The 20,430-nt window shown below is 59.7% G+C and carries 19 protein-coding genes and 1 pseudogene; 5 read left to right on the forward strand and 15 right to left on the reverse strand.

Annotated features, from left to right (window positions below):
• Nucleotides 1–300 (forward strand): NUDIX hydrolase (locus AC1DM5_RS25070; protein ID WP_477819952.1); only part of this gene is annotated, 300 nt, incomplete at its 5' end.
• Between the two features lie 179 nt (nucleotides 301–479).
• On the opposite strand, the gene AC1DM5_RS25075 is transcribed toward AC1DM5_RS25070, so the two are convergent.
• From AC1DM5_RS25075 to AC1DM5_RS25105, 7 genes are all read right to left on the reverse strand, one after another.
• Nucleotides 480–1,580 carry a heparin lyase I family protein gene (locus tag AC1DM5_RS25075; protein ID WP_477975923.1) on the reverse strand — a complete coding sequence of 367 codons (1,101 nt, stop codon included), beginning with the start codon at nucleotides 1,578–1,580 and terminating at the stop codon, nucleotides 480–482.
• 953 nt (nucleotides 1,581–2,533) lie between these two features.
• Nucleotides 2,534–3,280, reverse strand: a complete 747-nt coding sequence (locus AC1DM5_RS25080) for a ribonuclease activity regulator RraA (RefSeq protein WP_477975925.1) — start codon at nucleotides 3,278–3,280, stop codon at nucleotides 2,534–2,536.
• 21 nt (nucleotides 3,281–3,301) lie between these two features.
• On the reverse strand, nucleotides 3,302–4,465 hold the full coding sequence (locus AC1DM5_RS25085; protein ID WP_477819955.1) for a mandelate racemase/muconate lactonizing enzyme family protein: 1,164 nt from the start codon (nucleotides 4,463–4,465) through the stop codon (nucleotides 3,302–3,304).
• A 33-nt stretch (nucleotides 4,466–4,498) separates the two neighbouring features.
• Nucleotides 4,499–5,596, reverse strand: coding sequence for an ABC transporter ATP-binding protein (locus AC1DM5_RS25090; RefSeq protein WP_477975967.1), 1,098 nt, complete (start codon nucleotides 5,594–5,596; stop codon nucleotides 4,499–4,501).
• An 11-nt stretch (nucleotides 5,597–5,607) separates the two neighbouring features.
• Complete coding sequence (locus tag AC1DM5_RS25095) at nucleotides 5,608–6,498, reverse strand: carbohydrate ABC transporter permease (protein WP_477819957.1); 891 nt, start codon at nucleotides 6,496–6,498, stop codon at nucleotides 5,608–5,610.
• Nucleotides 6,495–7,454: a carbohydrate ABC transporter permease gene (locus tag AC1DM5_RS25100; protein WP_477819958.1), complete on the reverse strand. Its 960-nt coding sequence runs from the start codon at nucleotides 7,452–7,454 to the stop codon at nucleotides 6,495–6,497. The genes AC1DM5_RS25095 and AC1DM5_RS25100 overlap by 4 nt, the downstream gene beginning before the upstream one ends.
• Nucleotides 7,455–7,527: 73 nt before the next feature.
• Nucleotides 7,528–9,006: an ABC transporter substrate-binding protein gene (locus AC1DM5_RS25105; RefSeq protein WP_477819959.1), complete on the reverse strand. Its 1,479-nt coding sequence runs from the start codon at nucleotides 9,004–9,006 to the stop codon at nucleotides 7,528–7,530.
• Nucleotides 9,007–9,212: 206 nt separating this feature from the next.
• Between AC1DM5_RS25105 and AC1DM5_RS25110 the strand changes: the two genes are divergently transcribed.
• The 4 genes from AC1DM5_RS25110 to AC1DM5_RS25125 all read left to right on the forward strand — a co-directional run bounded on the left by AC1DM5_RS25110 (nucleotide 9,213) and on the right by AC1DM5_RS25125 (nucleotide 13,789).
• Complete coding sequence (locus AC1DM5_RS25110) at nucleotides 9,213–9,923, forward strand: GntR family transcriptional regulator (RefSeq protein ID WP_477820103.1); 711 nt, start codon at nucleotides 9,213–9,215, stop codon at nucleotides 9,921–9,923.
• Between the two features lie 53 nt (nucleotides 9,924–9,976).
• Nucleotides 9,977–11,143 carry a mandelate racemase/muconate lactonizing enzyme family protein gene (locus AC1DM5_RS25115; RefSeq protein WP_477819960.1) on the forward strand — a complete coding sequence of 389 codons (1,167 nt, stop codon included), beginning with the start codon at nucleotides 9,977–9,979 and terminating at the stop codon, nucleotides 11,141–11,143.
• A gap of 67 nt (nucleotides 11,144–11,210) precedes the next feature.
• Nucleotides 11,211–12,572 (forward strand): mandelate racemase/muconate lactonizing enzyme family protein, encoded by a 1,362-nt coding sequence (locus tag AC1DM5_RS25120; RefSeq protein WP_477975927.1) that lies wholly within the window; start codon nucleotides 11,211–11,213, stop codon nucleotides 12,570–12,572.
• 17 nt (nucleotides 12,573–12,589) lie between these two features.
• The gene (locus AC1DM5_RS25125; protein ID WP_477819962.1) at nucleotides 12,590–13,789 is read left to right on the forward strand and encodes a mandelate racemase/muconate lactonizing enzyme family protein; all 1,200 of its coding nucleotides are present in this window, start codon (nucleotides 12,590–12,592) and stop codon (nucleotides 13,787–13,789) included.
• A 19-nt stretch (nucleotides 13,790–13,808) separates the two neighbouring features.
• On the opposite strand, the pseudogene AC1DM5_RS25130 reads toward AC1DM5_RS25125, so the two are convergent.
• From AC1DM5_RS25130 to mdcA, 8 genes and pseudogenes are all read right to left on the reverse strand, one after another.
• Nucleotides 13,809–13,967 (reverse strand): annotated as a pseudogene (locus tag AC1DM5_RS25130) (Ku protein); the annotation flags it as partial.
• A 185-nt stretch (nucleotides 13,968–14,152) separates the two neighbouring features.
• A complete protein-coding gene (locus tag AC1DM5_RS25135) occupies nucleotides 14,153–15,091 on the reverse strand; it encodes an acyltransferase domain-containing protein (RefSeq protein WP_477975929.1) in 939 nt (312 codons plus the stop codon).
• A 124-nt stretch (nucleotides 15,092–15,215) separates the two neighbouring features.
• Nucleotides 15,216–16,085: a triphosphoribosyl-dephospho-CoA synthase MdcB gene (gene mdcB / locus AC1DM5_RS25140; RefSeq protein ID WP_477975931.1), complete on the reverse strand. Its 870-nt coding sequence runs from the start codon at nucleotides 16,083–16,085 to the stop codon at nucleotides 15,216–15,218.
• Complete coding sequence (gene mdcG / locus AC1DM5_RS25145; RefSeq protein WP_477975933.1) at nucleotides 16,082–16,765, reverse strand: malonate decarboxylase holo-[acyl-carrier-protein] synthase; 684 nt, start codon at nucleotides 16,763–16,765, stop codon at nucleotides 16,082–16,084. The genes mdcB and mdcG overlap by 4 nt, the downstream gene beginning before the upstream one ends.
• Entirely contained in the window at nucleotides 16,743–17,459 is a 717-nt protein-coding gene (locus AC1DM5_RS25150; RefSeq protein ID WP_477975935.1) for a biotin-independent malonate decarboxylase subunit gamma, read from the reverse strand. The genes mdcG and AC1DM5_RS25150 overlap by 23 nt, the downstream gene beginning before the upstream one ends.
• A complete protein-coding gene (locus tag AC1DM5_RS25155; protein ID WP_477975937.1) occupies nucleotides 17,446–18,390 on the reverse strand; it encodes a biotin-independent malonate decarboxylase subunit beta in 945 nt (314 codons plus the stop codon). Before AC1DM5_RS25155 ends, AC1DM5_RS25150 begins: the two co-directional genes overlap by 14 nt.
• Nucleotides 18,387–18,704 (reverse strand): malonate decarboxylase acyl carrier protein, encoded by a 318-nt coding sequence (mdcC, locus tag AC1DM5_RS25160; RefSeq protein ID WP_477975939.1) that lies wholly within the window; start codon nucleotides 18,702–18,704, stop codon nucleotides 18,387–18,389. The genes AC1DM5_RS25155 and mdcC overlap by 4 nt, the downstream gene beginning before the upstream one ends.
• Before the next feature lie 12 nt (nucleotides 18,705–18,716).
• Nucleotides 18,717–20,360 (reverse strand): malonate decarboxylase subunit alpha, encoded by a 1,644-nt coding sequence (gene mdcA / locus AC1DM5_RS25165; RefSeq protein ID WP_477819969.1) that lies wholly within the window; start codon nucleotides 20,358–20,360, stop codon nucleotides 18,717–18,719.
• Between the last annotated feature and the right edge of the window lie 70 nt (nucleotides 20,361–20,430).

Consider the following 20,430-nt stretch of genomic DNA (forward strand, 5'->3'; position numbering starts at 1 on the left):
GGCATCCCAAAAGGGCATCTCGATCCGGGCGAGACCAGCTCTGTCGCTGCTTTGCGGGAAGCGTTCGAAGAGGCTGGCGTCGCCGGAGAGGTCGATCCGGAAGTCTTCGGGTCATTTTCCTATCAGAAGGACAGCACGCCTCATCGTTACCATGTCGCTGTCCATCTTCTCGAAGCGTCGCGGATCGCGACGGACTTCCCCGAAAACACGATCCGAAAACAGAAATGGTTTCCGATAGAGGTTGCGATCCGCGACGTTTCGCAATCGGGATTGCGTGCACTCTTGAAACGCCTGCGTTGAACTGCCGGGTCTCGAGAAGCGTTATCGCCAGATGCAAGACGAAATATCGGTAACCTCGGGTAATGCGAACGAGAGCCCAACCGGCCGGCAGATCGTGTCTGGTCAGGACGAGCGGCTGGGCTGGGTGTCCCATTGCTCGCCCGATGATGATCGAGCGTAAATCACCGGCCGACACGATTTCACTCAGCATCGCACGCTTGGGTCAGTTTGCCTGGTCTGGTCCTGGCCTGCGAAAACTCATCGAACAGGAAATGAAATTCGCCGGGTATGCGCACCCGGTAAGTTCCGAACTTGAAATAGGGACCAGAAAGCGGAAGCGGATTGTTCTTCCTGAGCGTTGCTCCAATATTGCCCGACACCGACACGATCTTCTCGCCATTCGCCCATATATCTATTTCACCGGGGTGCCGCGGGCCATATTCGTTGTCGGTGCGACCGGGCTTGATCCGGTAGACCATGTCCACCCATCCCTTTCGAGGGTCCGGAAGCGGTCGGTTGCCAGCTGGTCTGATCTCGATGTTTGCGGTGCCGATATATTTATCGGGATCGGCAACAAAGGAGAGAGCGTCAAAGTCTGAGACGAGTGTTTCGGAAAGACCCAGCGTCTCGGAAAGTGTTTGGTTTTCCGCAGACTGATGCGTGCCAGCAAGGCCGTTGAGCAGCTCCTGCTTGAAGAATTTCTGCGAAAGGCCGGGCATCGTCTTGTTGAGAAGTTCTAGCGATTGCAGGGACTTTACGGAATTGATCGTTTTCTCGTCCGGAGCCAGTCTGCCGAGTGCTGCCTGGGCCGACATCAGCGCGTCGGGATTGCCGTCGGCGCTCGCGACAACACGACGCACGTCGTTGTCCTGAACGGTAATGTGGAAGACACCATTGTCGAAGCGCTGTGCGAGCATGGGGCTGCCGTCGCCAGGCCCCTTCCACTGCCCGATGACCGAACGTGCGCTTCCGAGCGCGGGCACATCACCGGCGATCTTGAAACTGAAGCGATACCAGACTTCCTCGCCGAATATCGGCCAGAATTTCCTCACAGTCCGAAGCTCTGCGCGCTGGCAATCATCGGCGCATTCAATGCCGGCATCGCCTTCCTTCGTGACAATATCGACGGCAGCGCGCCCACACCGTCCAGGCACGGCAAATTCGATCTGGCGCGAAAGAACCTGTTGAGTGGACCACTTGGACGCGTCCAATTTTCTCGCGTCGAAATGGTCATCGAAATCCGCCCCGCCGGCGGACGCCCCGGAAAATGCGATCATGGCTGCCAGGAATATGCGCCTCACGTCGATGTCCCATAGATCTCCATCAAGTATAGCGCGATGGCAAGCCGAGCAGAAGTTGCCGGATCGGGACTTCTCGGTTCGTGCCGCGGACGGACGCGTCAGCAGGGTTTCGTCGCGGTCGCTCTTGGGTAAGGAAGTGGTGCGGAAAATGAAGAGATCCGTCGCCTCCCGACAAAATGTTGACGGCAGCTGGTGCGGCCGGGCCGATGAGGGGAGTGCAAGGCCGGTTACCTGTTGCGGGAATGGCGATGTGTGGCGAGCCCGACCCTGAAGCGGAACGCAAGGGCGTGGGGCAGTCGGTCCCGCGTCTCCTTCGGACCGCTAACGCTGACGCTCCTGCGGCTGCCCTTCTTCACGCCCTGGTGTGACGCGAATTCCCGCTTTCCCGCGCCTGTCCGCGCGTCGCGATGCTGAAAGCTCCGATACGCTTCCTTGTCCCTTGGTCGATCCCGGCGGCTCGGGTGACGAGCACGCCTAGAGAAGTGATGGTTGCGACCCCGCGGCGCATGTTCTGTCTACCGAAGTCGGTCACATATGCCGTCGTGATCGATTTCGATCACAATTGCTACTGGCTCTCTTATCGATGGTGATAGATGTGGCACTGCTGGCAGACGCGCCCGGGACGGCACGGAGGCCCATGCCGAAAGCAAACTGGATAACCAGCGCAAATCTAAAGTTTGGTGGCGGAACCTGGTCCGAATATTAAATTTCAGCCCCTCCCGATCTGAACGTCCACTAGTTCCGAAGACCCGACGCCGCCATGCAACGTTCGGCCCAAACCTGCCGGCATCCGAAACCCTTCATAAAAGGTGACATTCGGCGAACCTCGGTGGCTGGATCCCGGCTGCCAGATCGAAAAGCAGGCGCCGACGGCGACATTCGGCTCCGTGCTTTTTGTGTAGACGCCGGCAATACCCCAGAAAGTTCACCGCCCGCCTAGAGCAATCCATTGGCTAAGTTGTTCCCAGGCGGTTTGTTTTGCGCCACTCTTCGTACTCTCCGCGGGCATCGTCATGCAGCGGATAGTAGCGCTGCAACGACCCGCCTCCCATAAGCTTCACGCGCGAGAACTCCTCCCAATCGTGATGCTTTTGCGATTCTTCGATTACCTTCGAGGCCATTGCGACAGGAAGCATCACCACCCCGTCATCGTCGGCGACGATGATGTCTCCGGGGATGACAGTGACACCGCCACAGGCAATCGGGACGTTGACGGCGTTGGGATAGATGCCGGTCTGCACATGATAGTTGGGTGTCCAGCCGCGCAGCCACAAAGGCAGATCCAGCTTCTCGACATTGGGCCGATCGCGCATGCAGCCATCGATCACGATGCCAGCGCCGCCTCTACCTTTGAAATAGGTCGACATCATATCGCCGAAGACGCCCGAGCTCATGTCGCCGCGCGCGTCGACCACGACCACATCGCCCTCCTGCACGTGATAAAGCACATGGCGGTGCAACTGCGTCTCCGGATCTGCATATTCTCCCTCGGTGAAGAGGTCCGGCCGCTGCGGCATGAATTGAAGCGTCAGGGCCGGCCCGACGATCGACTTCCCGCGATTCTGCGCCACGGGACCGACCATGTGCGGATTGCGGAAGCCCATGTGGCCAAGTGTGCCGGAAACCGTCGCGGCGCCGATTTCCTTCAGTGCATCGATCAGCTCTTTGGGCGGTCGCGTAATGTCGGGCGTATGCGTCATTTTAGGCTCCGGTGAATGAAACTACCAGTTTGTGACAGAACCGTCGCGGCGCTTCAGGTGAGGCGCTTCCCAGAAACGAAAGCTCTCCGCCTTGACCGCCTCTTCGTTGACCTCGACGCCAAGCCCCGGCAGGTCGCTGACCGGATAGTCGGGGCCGTCGAGCCGTGGTTGCACGGGGAAGAAGTCGGAATTATCGAAGCCGAGCTTTGCTTCGGGCGCCCTGGTCTCGAGCCATGCGAAATTCGCTACGGCGGCGGCGAGATGGATGGTCGCGGCCGTGCAGATTGGGCCGAGGGGATTGTGCGGCATCAGGTCCACATAGTGTGCCTCGCTCCACCCAGCGACCTTCATCGCCTCGGTGAGCCCGCCCACATTGCAAACATCGAGCCGGTTGAACTGATGGATGCCACGCTCGATGTAGGGCAGGAATTGCCACTTGCTGGCAAATTCCTCGCCTATGGCGAAAGGGATGTCGGTCATCGTGCGCAGGGATTGGTAAGCCTCGGGTGTCTCGTCTCGTATCGGCTCCTCGAGGAAATCAAGCACGCCACGGTCGAGCTTGTTGCAGAAGCTCGCCGCCTCTGCCACCGACAGCCGATGATGATAGTCGATGCCGAGGACGACGTCGTCGTCCAGCGCTTCACGCGCCTTGTTCAGCATTCGTGCGGTAGGCCCGATCGACTCCCGCGGCTCAAAAATATCCCTGCTGCTTTGCCCGATGGGGAAGAAGCGGATCGCCTGCCACCCTTGGGCGCGTAGTTCGCGGGCCCGTTCGATGGCAACATCGCCCTCGGCCTCGTCACCGGTCGAGGCGAAGGTCGGAATGCGGTCGCGCTGCTTGCCGCCCAACAGATCGTAGGCCGGCACTCCCAGCGCCTTGCCCTTGATGTCGTGAAGGGCGATGTCGATAGCCGAAATCGCCGCCTGCAGGACGCGCCCGCCTTCGAAGTATTGGCTGCGATAAACTTCTTGCCAGATCCGACCAATCTGCATCGGGTCGCGGCCGATGAGAAATTCGCGATAGTGCTCGATCGCGCCGGCCACGGCCTTCTCGCGCCCGCTCAAGCCGCTCTCGCCCCAGCCGAAGATTCCATCGTCGGTCTCAACCTTGACCAGCATCTGATTGCGCGTTCCTACCCATACTGGATAGGGCTTGATCGCCGTGATCTTAAGCTTCGTAGTCATCCACGCCCTCGTTTCACACGCATCCGCCCGGTCTTAGTTGGCCTTGAGCGCCATTTCTGTTTCGCCGTCGAAAAGATGCATCCGCTCCTGATCGAACTCGAGCCAAATTTGTTCGTCGGGCGCCACGGCAATGGTCGGCGGCACGCTGACGTTGACGATGGCGCCGGACAGGAACGCCTGCACGAAAGTGACGTCTCCGGTCGGCTCCACCGTGTAGGCCTTGGCAGGGACGCTTCCAGGTATCGCACTCTTATGCAGCCTGATCGTCGAGTGACGTGCGCCGAGCACGACTTTCTTGGTTGTTGCCCTCGCGACCTTCTGAGCGTTTTCTGGCGAGAGCTCGAGGCGCCAGCCCTCCGCGCTCGTCAACACAGTGTCGCCGTTTGCCGTTGACGCCTCCAGCGGAACAAGGCTCATCGCGGGGCTGCCGACGAAGCTGGCGACGAACATGTTCACAGGATGAGCAAAGACCTGCGCCGGAGTATCATATTGCTGCAGGTAGCCGCCGTTCATCACCGCCATCCTGTCGGCCATGGTTACCGCTTCTAGCTGGTCGTGCGTCACGTAGATGATCGTCGCGTTGAGGTCCTGGTGGAAACGCTTGATCTCCGACCGCATCTGCACGCGCAGCTTTGCGTCGAGGTTGGAGAGTGGTTCATCCATCAGGAATACCGCCGGATCGCGAACGAGGGCACGGCCCAGCGCCACGCGCTGCTGTTGCCCGCCCGAAAGTTCACGCGGCTTGCGCTCGAGGAGTTGCGTCATGTCGAGCACGCGCGCTGCTTCCTTGACCTTCTTGTCGATCTCGTCCCTTGGCAGTTTGCGCATCTGCAACGGGAACGCCAGATTTTTGTAGACCGATTTCTGCGGATAGAGCGCGTAGTTCTGGAACACCATTGCGATGTCCCGGTCCTTGGGGTCGAGGTCGTTGACAACCTGGTCGCCGATGACGATGTCGCCAGATGTGATGGGGATGAGCCCCGCCACAAGATTGAGCGTGGTTGTCTTGCCGCAGCCTGAAGGGCCGACGAGTGCAACGAATTCGCCGTCATTGACCGTCAGCGAAACATTGTTGACAGCTTTGAAGCTGCCATAGGTCTTGACCAGATCTTTGAGGACCACGTGGGCCACCGGCAACTCCCCTAGTGCTTGACTGCGCCTTCCGTGAGGGCGCGTACGAAGTATCGCTGCAGGACAAGGAACAGGACCACGACGGGCACGCTCATCATGAAGCTGGCCGCCATCAGGCCCGGAAAGTCCGTTGTATTTTCCGAGAAGAAGCGCTGAATGCCGACCGGCAGTGTCAACTGCTCGTTCTTGGAGAGGAAGGTGTAGGCGTAGATGTACTCGTTCCACGCGCCGATGAAGGAATAGATCGCCGTGGCGATGATGCCTGGCGCCGAGAGCGGCATCACGATCAGGACAAAGGCCTGGAACCGCGTTGCGCCGTCGATGCGCGCAGCCTGCTCGAGTTGCACGGGGATATTGTCGTAGAAGCCCTTGAGCAGCCAGATTGCCAGTGGCAGGCCGAATGTGAGGTAGGTGAGGATGAGCGACCCATGCGTGTTCACCAGCCCGATCGCGCGCATCAGGATGAAGAGCGGCACGAGAAAGATCACTGCCGGGAACATGTTGCGAAGCAGGACGGCGAAGAAAAGAAAGTTCCGACCCGGGAAAGTGAAGCGCGAAAACGCGTAGGCCGCAGGAACTGCCACGATCACCGAAAGGATGGTGGTGGCGGTGGAGACGAAAAGGCTGTTCCAGAAGAAGCGCAGGAAGTCCTGGCCGACGCTGTTTTGCGGATCGAGCAGCTTCTGATAGCTGGCAAGTGTGGGTTGGTCCGGCCACCATTGCGGCGGGAATTGCATGGCCGCGAAGCCGGACTTGATCGAGGTGATCAGCATCCAGATCATCGGTAATGCGGTGTAAAGCAGCATGAACACGAGGAAGATGCGTCCGCCCCACCGCCATCCATCGATGCGCGTACGGCGACGCGCCTGGCCTCGACGAGCAGTCCCGGCAATGGCGCTCATTCGCTTCCATCCTTCCGTTCGTTGCCGCTTAGCGCACGGACATAGAAATAGCCGAGCGACATCAGGATCAGGAACAGCAGCACCGAATAGGCCGATGCCACGCCCCAGCGCTGGCGGCCGAAGGCGAGCTCATAAATGTGGGTGATCCAGATATGCGATGCGTTCGACGGTCCACCGCCGGTCATGATCCAGGGGATGATGAAAGAATTGAAGTTGGCCACTGCCAAGAGAAGGATCGTCACCGTCGAGACGTTTCTCAAGTGCGGAAAGGTGACGTGCCAGAACCGCTGCCATGCATTGGCGCCGTCGACTTTTGCGGCGCGCAGCAACTGGTCGGGAACTGTCTGCAGGCCAGCCATCATCATGATCATGGCAAACGGAAACTCTCGCCAGATATTGACGACGATCAGCGAGGGCAGCACCGTGCTGACGCTGTCGATGAAATTCGGCGGTCGGTCGGCCCATCCGAGGCCCACCAGCACCGCGCCGATGATCCCAAAGTCCGAATGGTAGATCCACTTCCAGATATAGGACGCAGCGACCGCGCTGATGACCCAGGGAATGATCAGGATGGCTCGCAGGATGCCGCGGCCGACAAAGTCACGATGGAGCGCCAGGGCGCAGGCAAACCCCAGGACAAATGAGATGAAAGTGGATCCCAGTGTCCAGATAAGAGTGTTCGAGGTGACCTTCCAGAACACCGGACTTGTGAGGATGGCGACGTAATTGTCGAGGCCGACGAAAATCTTGTCCCGGAGCTGCAGGCCAGGCGGTGTATTAAAGAACGACAGCTCGATCGTGTAGTAGATAGGGTAGGCTATGACGATGAGCATCACGGCGATCGCAGGAAGCACGTACGCGTAGTCAGCGCGATGCTCCCAAATCTTTCGCAGCACGCCGGACCTACCGGGTTGCAGTCTTAGGCGAGTCTCGGCCTTGCCAGTCAAGATCGTCACTGTGCCCTGCCCTTATTTTTCGGAAGAAACCGGCTGCAATCGAGGCGCAGCCGGTCAGATCGTCGGGCCTGGACTAGAGTCCGCCGTCCGTCAGGTCTTTTACCTTCTTGGCTGCGTCGTCCGCTGCCTGGTCGACGGTCATGGCTCCGGTCAGGGCATTCTGCAGCATGTCCGGGACGATGATGTTCATAATCTCGGGGGACTGTGGCAGCGCCGGGAACGGGATGCCGTATGGCAGCATCGAAGTCGTGACATCAAGGAACTTGATGTTGTCCAGACGTTCCTTCATCCATTTGGTCTTGAAGCCGTTAAGGTTTCCCGGGTTAGAGCCGGCATAGGCCATCTTCAGCGACCATTCGGGGCTTGTCCACATGCAGATGATAGCCTTTGCAGCCGGCTCGTCCACCTTGCCGCCCTCGACATATTCGGGCTTCAGGATGTGAATGTTGGAGCCGCCAAACACGACGGCACGCTTGCCGTCGGGGCCTGTCGGAATGAGGCCGTAGCGCATGTTGTCGATGACGGTCTGCGCTTTTTCCTTGTCGCTGCCCGTCGTCTTCTTCTGCAGGTCGAGCATGACGTTATAGTCGGACGGGTGCGAGATCATCATGCCGAGCTGACCAGCGAGGAAGAGGGGCTGGTTGTCGGCCTGCTGATTGGTGAGTGCCGAAACCGGAACCGACTTGTCGCGAACATACATATCGTAGGAGGCTTGCAATGCCGCCTTGCTCTGCGGGCTATTGAGCTCGACCTCTTTATAGGTTGGGTTGGCGGTAGCCTCGTCAAAGACGCCGCCGCCATAGGCCCACAGTTGCGGCATGAAACGGTATGGCGTATTGCCCGCATTCTTGCGCGCCACGAGGCCGTAACCGGCAATGCCGAGCCTGTCGTGGATCTGCTTGGAATCTTTGACGACGTCGTCCCAGGTTGCCGGAGCCTTTTCCGGATCGAGGCCGGCACGCTTGAAGATGTCGGCGTTCCAGATGAACGCCATCGTCTCGTTGTTGGTTGGAATGCCGTAGGTGACCCCGTCCCAGGTTACAGCCTTCATTGCGCCGGGCCAGAAATCCTCGGTCGAATACCCTACATCCTCGGGTTTGAGCGGCTGCAAATAGCCCTTTGAGGCGAACTCGGTGCCACCAAGGATTTGCAGGCGGACCGCCATCGGCGCTGCATTGCCAAGGAGTGCGGTCCGGAACTTGTCCAGCAGGTCGTTATAGGTGAGGGCTTGTTCCTCGAGCTGGATGTTAGGATAGGTTTTGCGGAAGGTCTCGAAGAAGTCCTTGTAATACTGGCGCAGGAGGTCGGGGTCGCCCTCGAAGACGCCCTGATACCAGAAAGTCAGTCGCCCCTTGTAGTCGAGGGGCGTGACCTTGGCGCAATCGCCGGCCGTGTCAAAATCTTGTGTGCCGGCGATGGAGCGAACGTATTGCGGCGACCACTTGCTCAGGTCGACCGGCGCACCCATCGCAGACACGGACATCAATGATACCATCAAAGCAGTCGAGACAGTGCCGCGCAGGATGGCACGGCCGAGTGAAATCCTCGTCATAGGTAACCTCCCAGGTTTTCTCCCATGCCGCTCCGCGTCGAGGCGAGCGGTCTTTGCTCCCGGCCGCGGGATTTCCCCTAATGTATCCCTTCGACCTGATCGTACGTTTTCAGATCGTAGATTGCCTGTCAATCAAAGAAATCGTACATTGTTTAGAGAAGCTTCGCGTGATATCCGAACAATGTGTGTATTCATTGGGGACAATCTTGGCCGAAACGAGCGATTTTAAAGCACAGCCACCCGAAGGCATCGACGCTATCGGGGCCTCCAGTGAGGGCGCCTCGCTTTATCAACTGATCAGGGATGACATCATCGAAGGGCGGCTCGCTGCCAACGAGCGGCTTGTTGTTACCGATCTCGCCCGGCGCCACGGCACGTCGACCAACCCCGTGCGCGAGGCTCTGCAACTGTTGCGCGGGGAGGGCTTTGTTACCTTCGTTCCCAACCGCGGAGCGCGCGTCCGGCCCATAGATCAGGATTTCGTTAGGGACATCTATGAGATCGGGGTCTTGATCGAGCCGGCACTGACGAAATGGTTCGTGAATATGGCCACCGTCGAGGACATTGCTGAACTCGAACGCATCCAAGGCCTGATTGAAGAGAACAACTTCGCCGACCCGTTCAGGCACAGCGAACTGGACACCGCCTTTCACACGGTAATGTACCAGAAGCACTACAACCGCCATGCCGCCGAGCTTTGGTGGAAGCATCGCGAAGTGCTTCGAGCCGTAAGTCGGCGTTTCGACTTCACGCTCGCTCGGCGTGCCGCAATCCTTAGCGAGCACCGCGAGCTCATCGCGCATGTAAAAGCGGGAAATGCGAACGAGGCAGCCGAACTCATTGCACGCCATGTCGAAGGCTCCGGCCGGCATATCCTCGAACACATGCGTGCGCGTAACGCCGCTCGGGCAGGATAGAATTCATAGCCTGCAATATCGTTATCCCAACCACTTCAGCAAAGGCAGTTGCGATGAAAATCACCAGCGTTCGGCCGTGGCTCATCAGATCCGATGCTTCTTACTGGGGAGAGTTTCTGTTCGTCGAAGTGACGACCGACGAGGGGGTGAGCGGCTGGGGTGAGATCACCACCACGACAAGGCTCGCCAATCGCGCCCTCTGCACGATCCTGCGGCAGATCGGTGCCGCAATTACCGGTGAAGACCCGGCGCGTATCGAGTATCTGTGGCACAAGATATTCCGCAGCTTCACCTACATGGGCAGTCGCGGCGCGGCGGTCGAATGCGTAAGCGCCATCGACATCGCCCTCTGGGACATCCGCGGCAAGGTTCTTGGCCAGCCGATTTATGAGCTCTTGGGCGGACCGGTACGCGATGAAATTTCGCTCTACACTCATCCCGACCAGCGCAAGTTTACCAGCAAGGAGGCTGTGGTCCGGGAGATTCGAGACATCGTCGAGTCCGGCCACACTGCGCTCAAGTTCGATCCTTTTCCGCACCAGGGCCGCACCGCTGACGGACAGGCTCGCGAACAGCGGGACGGTTATCTCGACGGCAGCATGACCCGCAAGGACGAGCGCGAAGCCGCCGAGCTCACGGCACTCATCCGCGAAACGGCAGGCCCAGACATCGACATCCTCATCGATGCGCATGGCCGCTTCGATGTTCCAACCGCCATCCGTCTTTGCCGGAGCCTCGAGGAAGCCGGCCAGATCGACTGGTTCGAGGAGCCCTGCCCCCCGGAGAGCCTCAACGCTCTCAGACAGGTCCGTGAGAAGGTCAGCGCCGCTATCTCCTGGGGCGAGCGCGGCCACACGAAGTGGGATTTCGTGCCGGTGCTCGAAAACAAGCTCGCCGACTACATCATGCCTGATGTCACCTGGACCGGCGGCATTACCGAACTCAAGAAGATTTCTGCCCTATGCGAAGCCTATTACATCCCGGTCTCGCCGCATGACGCCGCAGGGCCGATCAATGTGGTTGCGGGAGCGCAGGTGATGATGACCGTTCCCAATTTCTACAAACTTGAAACCTCAGAGTGGAACCTGGGCAAATACGATCACCTCATCGACAGACCACTTGATGTTTCGAACGGCAGCCTCAAGCTTACGCCCAAGCCCGGTCTCGGCGTCGAAATGAACCGCGACTACCTTCAAAATCACGAGATAGAGCTGGACTAGCTAGCAACGCTCTACGCCCCATCGGCGTGCGCGATGATGAGCCCCCCGACCAGAACGAGGATAAATCATGCCAGAGGCACATGGAGCCGACGAGGCGCTCAATCGGGTGAACACGCATTCCAAGCCGTCCGACCTTCGCATCACCGACATGCGGGTAGCCGAAATTGTCGGCGCGCCGTTCACCTCGGTGCTACTCAAGATCTACACCAACCAGGGCATCGTCGGGCTTGGCGAGGTGCGCGACGGCGCCAGCGCCACCTACGCGCTGATGCTCAAAAGCCGGTTGCTTGGCGAGAACCCTTGCGACATCGACCGCCTGTTTCGCCGGATCAAGCAATTCGGCGGGCATGGCCGGCAAGGCGGCGGCGTATCGGCGGTTGAAATCGCGTTGTGGGATCTTGCCGGCAAGGCCTATGGCGCCCCTATCTATCAGATGCTCGGCGGCCGGTTTCGGGAGAAAGTGCGCGTCTACTGCGATACCGACGCCACCGTGCCGAGCGGGACCGAGACGGGTAAGCGCCTCAAGCAGCGCATGGAGCTCGGCTTCACCTTCCTCAAGATGGATTTGGGATTGATGCAGATCGCGGATGTGCCCGGTGCGGTCGTGTTTCCTGCCGGCTCACTCGAAGGATACCGCGATGGTCCCAGTCGTGGGCCGCTGAAGACCATTGAAGAGCGGCGTCTTCGCAACGCTGCATACGATTTGCACAACGTCCCACACCCGTTTACCGGCCTGCACTTTTCCGACAAGGGCCTCGACCTGCTTGAGCAATACATCGCCGAGGTTCGTGAGGTCATCGGCATGGATGTGCCGCTTGCGATCGACCATATCGGCCATATCTCCATGCAGAACGGCATTCGCCTTGCCAGGCGAATTGAAAAATACGTGCCAGCCTGGCTCGAGGATGTGATCCCCTGGCAATATACCGAACAATACCGACAACTGCAGGACGCCACCACGATACCGATCTGCACCGGAGAGGACATATACCTCAAGGAGGGCTTCGAGCCTCTGCTACGGAGTGGTGGTGTCTCCGTCATTCATCCGGACCTGCTTACCAGCGGGGGTATCCTCGAGACCAAGAAGATCGGTGATATGGCGCAGGACCATGGTGTCGCCATGGCCATCCACATGGCAGAAAGCCCAATTGCTGCAATGGCTGCCGCACATGTCGCGACCGCGACCGAAAATTTCATGGCGCTTGAATACCATTCCGCCGATGTCGACTGGTGGGACGATATCGTCACAGGCCTTCCCAAGCCGCTGGTGAAGAACGGCTTCATCACTGTTCCGGACAAGCCGGGCCTGGGGATTGACGACGTCGTCGACGAGGTGATCTCGCAGCATCTGCAGCCGGGTGTCACCGGCATTTGGCGGCCTACGGATCACTGGGACGATGAGTATTCCTGGGATCGCACCTGGAGCTGAGCCGAAAAGGAACGAAGATGAAGATTACCGATCTGCGCTGCGCCGTTATTGGCAAACACCCGATCGTCCGCATCGTGACGGACGAGGGCCTCTATGGCTTGGGCGAAGTCGAATTCACCAAGTCCTACCTCAAGCCCTTTGTGCTGCATTTCCGTGAGGCGCTGATCGGCGAGGACCCGACTGACGTCGAGAGAGTCATGCTGAAGATCCGCCAACGCGGCTCTTTCAAGCCGTACGGTGCGGCGGTGAGTGCTATTGAGCATGCGCTGTGGGATATTGCTGGAAAGGCCGCGGGCGTGCCCGTCTATAAACTGCTCGGCGGCAAGGTGCGCGACAAGGTACGCGTCTACAACGGCTCGATTCGCCAGAAACGCACGGGCGACCGGCCGGAGGATTACGCCGCTGACGTCAAATGGATGATGGAGCAGCCGCAGAACTTCTTCATGGTCAAGCAAGGAATCTCGTTCCACTCCAACATGAAGGACACCATCGAGGACTTCCACTACGGCGTGACGCAGAAGAAGGCCGGTTATCACGGTGCTATGGATCAGGGCGTGATCAGCGAGCGCGGGTTCAATCACATGCTCGACTGCGTGATCGCGATGAAGGAAGTGCTGGGAGACAAAGTCAGCCTGGCGCTCGACTGCGGCCCGGGCTGGATGCTGCCCGATGCGATCAAGTTCGCTCGCGCGGTCGAGAAGTACAATTTGATGTGGCTCGAGGACATGTTGACTGGCGACTACGTGCCGTGGGTCAATCCGCAGGCCTATCGGGAACTGACGACCTCCACCTCGACGCCAATCCACACGGGTGAGCAGATCTACCTGCGGCACAATTTCAAGGAACTGATCGAGACGCAGGCGGTGCGCGTCATCGGTCCCGATCCCGCCGATATTGGCGGCATTGCTGAGCTCAAATGGGTCGCCGAGCACGCTTACATGCATTCGATCCTGATGGCACCGCACGGCACCGCTAACGGGCTGCTGGGCCTCGGCGCGTTGATCAATGTCTGCGCCACGTTGCCGGCAAATTACATCGCGTTCGAATATCCGAGCGCCTCCGACCCCTGGTGGGAGGATCTGGTAATCGGCTTGCCGCCGCAGATCGTGAAGGACAGCATGGTGGACCTACTGGAAGCGCCGGGGCTGGGCCTCGATATCGACGCTGAAGGGGCCAGGAGATATCTCAGGGACGAGGATGCGGGCTTTTTCGACTGAACCTCCCTCCGCCGGCCTTGCCCATCTTGTCGGGCGCCAGGTAATAGGGCCTGTCGAAATAGGTGGTATCGATCTGTAAACGGGGAATGAAGGCCTCGATCTTCAAGGTCTTGTCGCTATCGGGTCCGGCGGCGGCGACCTCTTCCGGCTCAGGCGCGATATACTGGCCGTTCTCGATAGCCCTCTTCTATTTCATCACCTGCGGCTGGATGATGTGGAACTGGCTGGTGTCTGGACTGGCAAGTGGCGCGGTGTATGCCTGTTCGACGGCTCGCCCTTCACCCCCTCAGGCAACGAAAGGGACTTTGGCGTGGATTTGCTATGCCCACGCTATAAATCGACCGAGGTCCTAGAGCGGCTGTCCTATCGTGATGTCCACCTGGAAATCCACGCCCGCGCCCCGTCCAGCGTCTTGAAATCCTCGAGCGATCGGCTCGGAATGTCCGGATAACTCGTGGCAGCCATTTCACTTAAGGCCCGTCCCGGTCCAAGTTCCAGGAAGGCCATTGCGCCGTTTTCGACGCAGCCCTGCAAGTTGTCCGCCCATCTGACCGTGTGCGAAATCTGCGCCGCCAGCTTGTCCAGCCCCTGATCCAACCGGGACACGCTGGCTCCATCGATCCCGCTCAGAAGTCTAGCTCCAGCAATAGGTGGAAACGCCTTGGGTGGACCTTCAAGGACGCTACGAAATTGCGCGGATACCTCGGAAAGGAGCGGGGTGTGAGACGCGACCTCCACGGGAAGACGAACGATGCGCGCGGCGTGTGCTTCACCAGCGTTCCGCGTGATCGCCGCCAGGAAGGCCTGCCCCCCTCCGACGACGAAAGCATCATCTGGATTAATTATCGCTATGTCTCCGTCGTGCTCTTCACAGAGGCGGCGTATCGCCTCGTAGGCCAGACCTCTTATAAAGACCAGCCCATCACCTGCCGCGCTAGCCGCGGACATCATCTCGGCGCGTCTTGCAGCAAGCTTCAAGGTATCGATGTCACGGAAGACGCCAGCCGCCCCCCACGCGGCAATCTCTCCGACGCTGTAACCGGCGAAAACCGAACGCTGCGGAATGCTCGTCTTCAGCGCGGTTATCGCAGCGAGCGACTGAAGGGTGCAGAGGATTTGAGCGGTCCGGTTTTCGAAGACCCCATTCTCGGCCTCTTGCCTTACGATGATGCGTGGATCGACGCGGTCCAGCAGCATCGTCGCACTGGCGAACAAGTGGCTGGCGATCGCGCAATTCCCGGTCAGGGTGAACATGTTCGGGTTCTGGTTCCCCTGACCGGAACACAAGATGGCGAGTGTCATGACTGGACCTACCGGGGATGGAGTATGATTATGGCAACGGGCAGGGTGGTCACGCTGAACACCGTGAGTGACATCACGAAAAAAGGTGGTGTCAGCGCGAGTAGGATGGTTCCGGCCATCGACTTCAGGGTCCCTCTATCTCATCGACGAACAGCGTCATTGCAAGAAGGTCCGCTGCTCCGCCTGCGCTGAGTGATCTGCTGATGAACTCTTCGTGGATCGATTGTGCGCGTCGTTGCCAGCAGGCGGCGCCGATTCCGCCTGTCGCGAGAAAATGACGCGCAGCGCGCTGGGCAAAGCGAAGGCCCTCGTCGCCGCCCCTGTGCAGAAGGTTGGTGTCATCCAGCTCAGCGATCAGCGCAAAGCAGGTTTCAACCCTCTGCGCCTCCAGATCGCCGGGCGACTTGAGCCGCGCAGCCTGTAGTGCGGGAAGTCCGATCTTGTAGACACTCGGAAATCCCTTGGCGGCCTCCGCTCGCGCGCCGCCCACTCCGTAGCGAAGTTGCGCCTTTGCGCCGTGACTATTGGCGAGCCTTGGACCTGCAAGAATGCTTTGGCCCCAAAGTTCGTGGACGACCGAGCCAAGCGGCGATCGGGGGCTGACAACGCCGTTGTCCCTCGCGCCTGCGGCAGCACATAGCAGACCCATGCCGAAGATTGCTCCTCGATGAGTATTAATGCCGTTCGTCGCCGACAGCATCGCCGTTTCGGCTGCGAGCCCAATAGACCTGAGATGCGTCATTTGACAGCCACCGGCGCCTGCGACCACAAGAGATCGCAGATAGGGCTCGATTGCGGAAGCACTGTCGCGAAACGTCCCGGCGTCCATGTCACTGTGGCTGCCTGAATCCACATGGCTGACCAAACCCGGCTTTGGCCACGTCTCGACCTCCAGCAGGAGGCTTTTCTTCGCTAGAGAAGCGATGCCCGCCGCATCGACATTCAAGCGCGCGGAAGCTTCGAACATGGAGACAGGAAAGGAGAGGGCATTCATGAGAGAAAATCTCCGGCGAGGAAGCGCTTTCGGTTGAGTAGTGCGATGCCCTTCATGGACTTCACCATGACGTCAGCCGGCCTGAACAGGAATTCGCGCCAGTTGGCGGCAAGGCCATCGTCACGGATAAACTCGCCGTCGATGCGGTTGGGCGATGCATCCTCGATCCTGGAAATCTCCGAGGAGACCAGGTCTATGTCGGCCGGGGACCGGACATGCAGCAGCAGGTCGATGTCCGACGAGCTGGTAAGATACGCAAGACCGGTCAGCGCCTGCCAAGCGAGGCTGCCGAACACTTGCAGTTCGATACCGCGATGCGCCGCGAAGGATTCCAGTTCGTCGAAGGTCCGTTGCCATCCCATGGGGGCTTGGCCGCGAGCGCAGGCGAGGGCTGTCGGTTCGTGGATGGCGAGGATGTCATCGGCTTCCACCACGAACGGAATGCGTCGCTTTTCCAGTGATGGTGGCAGCGGCAGGCCAAGGGCGATGCCGTGCGTCTCGTGCGCCATGGGCCGGCGCGCCACGAGCGGCCATTGTCTGTGCACCCAGGACTGGATCAGCGGATCAGTGTGATCCGATCCCAGCTGCCTTTCGAGCACGGAATCCCATCTTGCCGGGTCGAGATAAACCAGGTCGTGGCGCTTCAGGGGGAGAAGCCTAGGAAGCGCGTGCGATCGCATAGACCCGCTCCGCAATTTCCGCCGCTTTGGTACGGCCATGCCTTTCGAAGCCAAGAAGGTCCCGCTTGTCGACTGCGTCAGGGAGATCGGCCAGAAGCGCGCTCAGTTGGCATGCCAGCGATTCCCCCTCGTTCCATACGAAATGGACTGCACCCGTTTTCGCGAGATTGTCCAATCCAGGAGCGAAGACGGCAGTCGTCTTGGCCTTTTCCTGCAGAACCTCGATGGATAGCTTTGTCACCTTTGACATGGACGCGAGGTCCATCACAGCAGGCTCCGCGCCAGGAAGCGCGACGAGAACCCGGGTCGCAAGCGCGGTCGCGAGAAACGCCCCGGCCGCCGTGTGGCCGTAGAGGATGCCGATCGTCGGACGGCCGTGAAGATCGGCGACGATCAGGCATTTGGCGAGATGAGCCAGGAACTCGTTGAGCCCGAGCAACTCGTCGCGTTTGCTCATCATTTGGCTATCGCTGTCAACGATCACCAGGATCGGCCCCTTTCCCGAATGGTCGTCGAGGATGTGGCGGGAAAGCAGGGAGGCCTGATCGACGCCGACTGCCGCCCGATCCGAAACGCCTACGACAAGTGCCTGCTGTCCGTCCGAAAGCGGAGCCCAGCCGTACAGCAGACCATGGTCGGTTTTGATGCTGTGACCGTCCGGGAAAAGCGACGCAAGGATATCAGCGAGCTGCATGGTTCGGCCTCCGTACTTTTTGAGCGGCGGCCGCAAACCGCGCATAGGTCATCTCGGGAATGGAAGCGGCGTCGGTGATGCCCATGGACCGCCAGATGTCGATCGCATCGGCGGACTTGCCAAACTGTTCAATCCGCCATTCGAGCCGCATCTGCTCATCCTGCAATGTCTGGAGAGTGAACGGCCGAGTGTCGGCCAGCAGGCTGAGAGCGGTCTCCCGGAAACCTGCGATCGTGTCATCGACGAAGGCGTCGGCCCCACCGATCAGACGGCGATGCTTGCCGCCCATGGTGCGCCAGACGAGTGCCCGGTCTTTAGAATCGAATTCCTCGACGCCGCGGTTTGTCTCGATCACTTCGGGTCCCGAGACAGAAATGCGGCCCTGCTCGGAGACTGCGAGAGCGGAGCAGCATCCGGCAATCAGGCCTCCGCCGCCGTAGCATCCGGCTCTTCCGCCAATGAGGCCTATGACTGTGACGCCGGCGATCCTCGCCTCTATGACGGCACGCATGATTTCGGCGATCGCCAGTTCGCCGGCGTTAGCTTCCTGGAGACGCACACCACCCGTATCAAACAGGATGATGACTGGTACCGAACGCAAATCGCGGGCCCCCCGAAGAAGGCCAGTGAGCTTCGCGCCGTGAACCTCGCCGAAAGCCCCGCCCATGAAACGGCCTTCCTGCGCTGCGATGAAAACGGGTATGCTCTTGATCAGGCCACGTCCGACAATCATCCCGTCATCGAATTGCTCGGGAAGATCGAAGGACTTGAGATTTGGGCTCATCTCGCGTTCTGCCGGGCCGAGAAACTCGTTGAAGCTATCGTCGTCTAGGAGGAGCGATACACGGGCGCGAGCCGAGGACTCATACCAGCTGGCTTGTCTGGCGTCGGTGCCGGCGGCCTGGGTTGCAGTGTTTGTTGAAACGTTCATTTCTCTGTTTTCTCCATCAGACGCAGAGCCTGTGCCAGGCGAAGCGATACGGTGTCGGGTCGCGCGCCTCCATCGTTGATCGAGAACCGCAGGCCACCCGTTGGGAAGCGCTCGACGAAATCTTCGACGACCGCCTGCCAGACGGGATCGAACCCTCGAACCGTGGTTCGAATCTCGACAACGCACTGCTTTTCAGGAACGACGCGCTCGACGAGGACTTCCAAATTTCCTGACGCCACGACGCCTGTAATCGCCTGCTTCGTGCTGCCCGCGGCCTTGTCGGCCACGTCATGTGTGAATGTGAGGTTTTCCATGGACTGCTCCCATCACCAGTTGCGAAACTTCGAGGGCGGAACGTAGAGGCCGCCCGACCAGCGAACGATGTCCTTGATGGACCGTGCTGCCAGCAGATTGCGGTCCGCCTGAAGCGGATCGATTCCAAGGTCTTCCGGTCTGAGAATGACGCCGCGGGCCTTGAGCTGGTTGACCATCGCCTTGTCGCGGGCGCGGCCCACGTCGGTGTAGCCGGCAACCCCGCGGATAGCCTGTTCGCGCTCCTGCGGGTTCCGGCACAGCAGCAGGTTCGCGATGCCTTCTTCCGTCACGATGTGAGTGACGTCATCCCCGTAGATCATGACGGGCGCGAGATCGAGCTTGAGCTTTTCTGCCAGGGCAAGCGCGTCCAACTTCTCGACGAACAAGGGGACGTTCTTTTCTCCGAACGTCTCGCCAATCTGGACGACGAGTTTCCGGCCGCGGCGCAGGGCCGGCAATCCCGCGGGGTCTGCTTCCCTTCCTGCCTGCAGCCAGGGATCGCTCGGATGCCGCCGACCGCGAGCGTCCGATCCCATGTTGGGAGCGCCACCGAATCCCGCTATCCGTGAGGTCGTCACCGTTGATGAGTTTCCAGCCAAGTCGATCTGGAGCGTCGAGCCAATGAACATGTCGCAAGCGTAGAGACCCGCCACCTGGCTGAAGGCGCGGTTCGAGCGAAGCGACCCGTCGGGCCCAGTGAAGTAAACATCGGATCGGGCCCTGATGTAGTCTTCCATCCCGACCTCGGAGCCAAACGAGTGTATCTGCTCCACCCACCCGGATTCGATCGCAGGAATAAGTGCGGGGTGCGGGTTGAGGGCAAAATGGCTGGCGATCTTGCCTTTCAGCCCCAGAGCTTCGCCGAACGTCGGCAAAAGAAGCTCGATGGCAGCCGTATTAAACCCGATGCCGTGGTTCAGGCGCTTGACGCCGTAGGGCGCGTAGATGCCCTTGATGGCAAGCATTGCTGTCAGGATCTGGGTTTCGGTGATGGCCGCCGGATCGCGGGTGAAAAGGGGCTCGACGAAGAAGGGCTTGTCGGCTTTAACCACGAAGTGGACGCGGTCTCCGGGGATGTCCACGCGAGGGACCTTGGCGACGATTTCATTGACCTGGGCAATGACGATACCGTCCTTGAAAGCGGTCGCTTCGACGACAGTCGGCGTATCTTCGGTATTCGGGCCCGTATAGAGATTGCCTTCGCGATCGGCGCTGACCGCCGCAATAAGAGCCACGTTGGGCGTCAGGTCGATAAAATAGCGGGCAAACAGTTCGAGGTAGGTATGCACTGCGCCGAGCTGAATTTTTCCGCCGAACAGCATTTCCGCAATGCGGGCCGACTGCGGACCGGAGTAGGCATAGTCGAGTTTGGTGGCGACGCCGCGCTCAAAGAGGTCGAGATGCTCGGGAAGTACCACGCCCGACTGCACCATATGCAGGTCGCTTATGCTTTCCGTATTCACTGCCAGGAGGGCCGAGCTAAGCAAGTCGGCCTGCTTCTGATTGTCGCCTTCCAGGCAAACGCGATCGCCTTTACGGATGACGGCTTCGAGCAGGCGAGTGGCGTCCTGGGCATTGACGATTTTTCCCGCCGACAGTTTGAGGCCCGCTTCGATGCGTTGATCCCTGGCGTCACGGTTCTTGTGCCACTGCATGCGAAACTCCTGCATTTGGAAGGTGGACCATGCGATCCGTCGGTGTCGACCGAATTGCGGGATAGAGGGC

This window comes from Rhizobium sp. 01T437 (assembly GCF_056398505.1).

Bases quoted from the DNA above. Each gene is read 5' to 3' on its own strand.
- AC1DM5_RS25080 (WP_477975925.1), bottom strand. From the start codon at position 3,280: ATGACGCATACGCCCGACATTACGCGACCGCCCAAAGAGCTGATCGAT.
- AC1DM5_RS25085 (WP_477819955.1), bottom strand. From the start codon at position 4,465: ATGACTACGAAGCTTAAGATCACGGCGATCAAGCCCTATCCAGTATGG.
- AC1DM5_RS25095 (WP_477819957.1), bottom strand. From the start codon at position 6,498: ATGAGCGCCATTGCCGGGACTGCTCGTCGAGGCCAGGCGCGTCGCCGT.
- AC1DM5_RS25105 (WP_477819959.1), bottom strand. From the start codon at position 9,006: ATGACGAGGATTTCACTCGGCCGTGCCATCCTGCGCGGCACTGTCTCG.
- AC1DM5_RS25115 (WP_477819960.1), top strand. From the start codon at position 9,977: ATGAAAATCACCAGCGTTCGGCCGTGGCTCATCAGATCCGATGCTTCT.
- AC1DM5_RS25120 (WP_477975927.1), top strand. From the start codon at position 11,211: ATGCCAGAGGCACATGGAGCCGACGAGGCGCTCAATCGGGTGAACACG.
- AC1DM5_RS25125 (WP_477819962.1), top strand. From the start codon at position 12,590: ATGAAGATTACCGATCTGCGCTGCGCCGTTATTGGCAAACACCCGATC.
- AC1DM5_RS25135 (WP_477975929.1), bottom strand. From the start codon at position 15,091: ATGACACTCGCCATCTTGTGTTCCGGTCAGGGGAACCAGAACCCGAAC.
- mdcB (WP_477975931.1), bottom strand. From the start codon at position 16,085: ATGAATGCCCTCTCCTTTCCTGTCTCCATGTTCGAAGCTTCCGCGCGC.
- mdcG (WP_477975933.1), bottom strand. From the start codon at position 16,765: ATGCGATCGCACGCGCTTCCTAGGCTTCTCCCCCTGAAGCGCCACGAC.
- AC1DM5_RS25150 (WP_477975935.1), bottom strand. From the start codon at position 17,459: ATGCAGCTCGCTGATATCCTTGCGTCGCTTTTCCCGGACGGTCACAGC.
- AC1DM5_RS25155 (WP_477975937.1), bottom strand. From the start codon at position 18,390: ATGAACGTTTCAACAAACACTGCAACCCAGGCCGCCGGCACCGACGCC.
- mdcC (WP_477975939.1), bottom strand. From the start codon at position 18,704: ATGGAAAACCTCACATTCACACATGACGTGGCCGACAAGGCCGCGGGC.
- mdcA (WP_477819969.1), bottom strand. From the start codon at position 20,360: ATGCAGTGGCACAAGAACCGTGACGCCAGGGATCAACGCATCGAAGCG.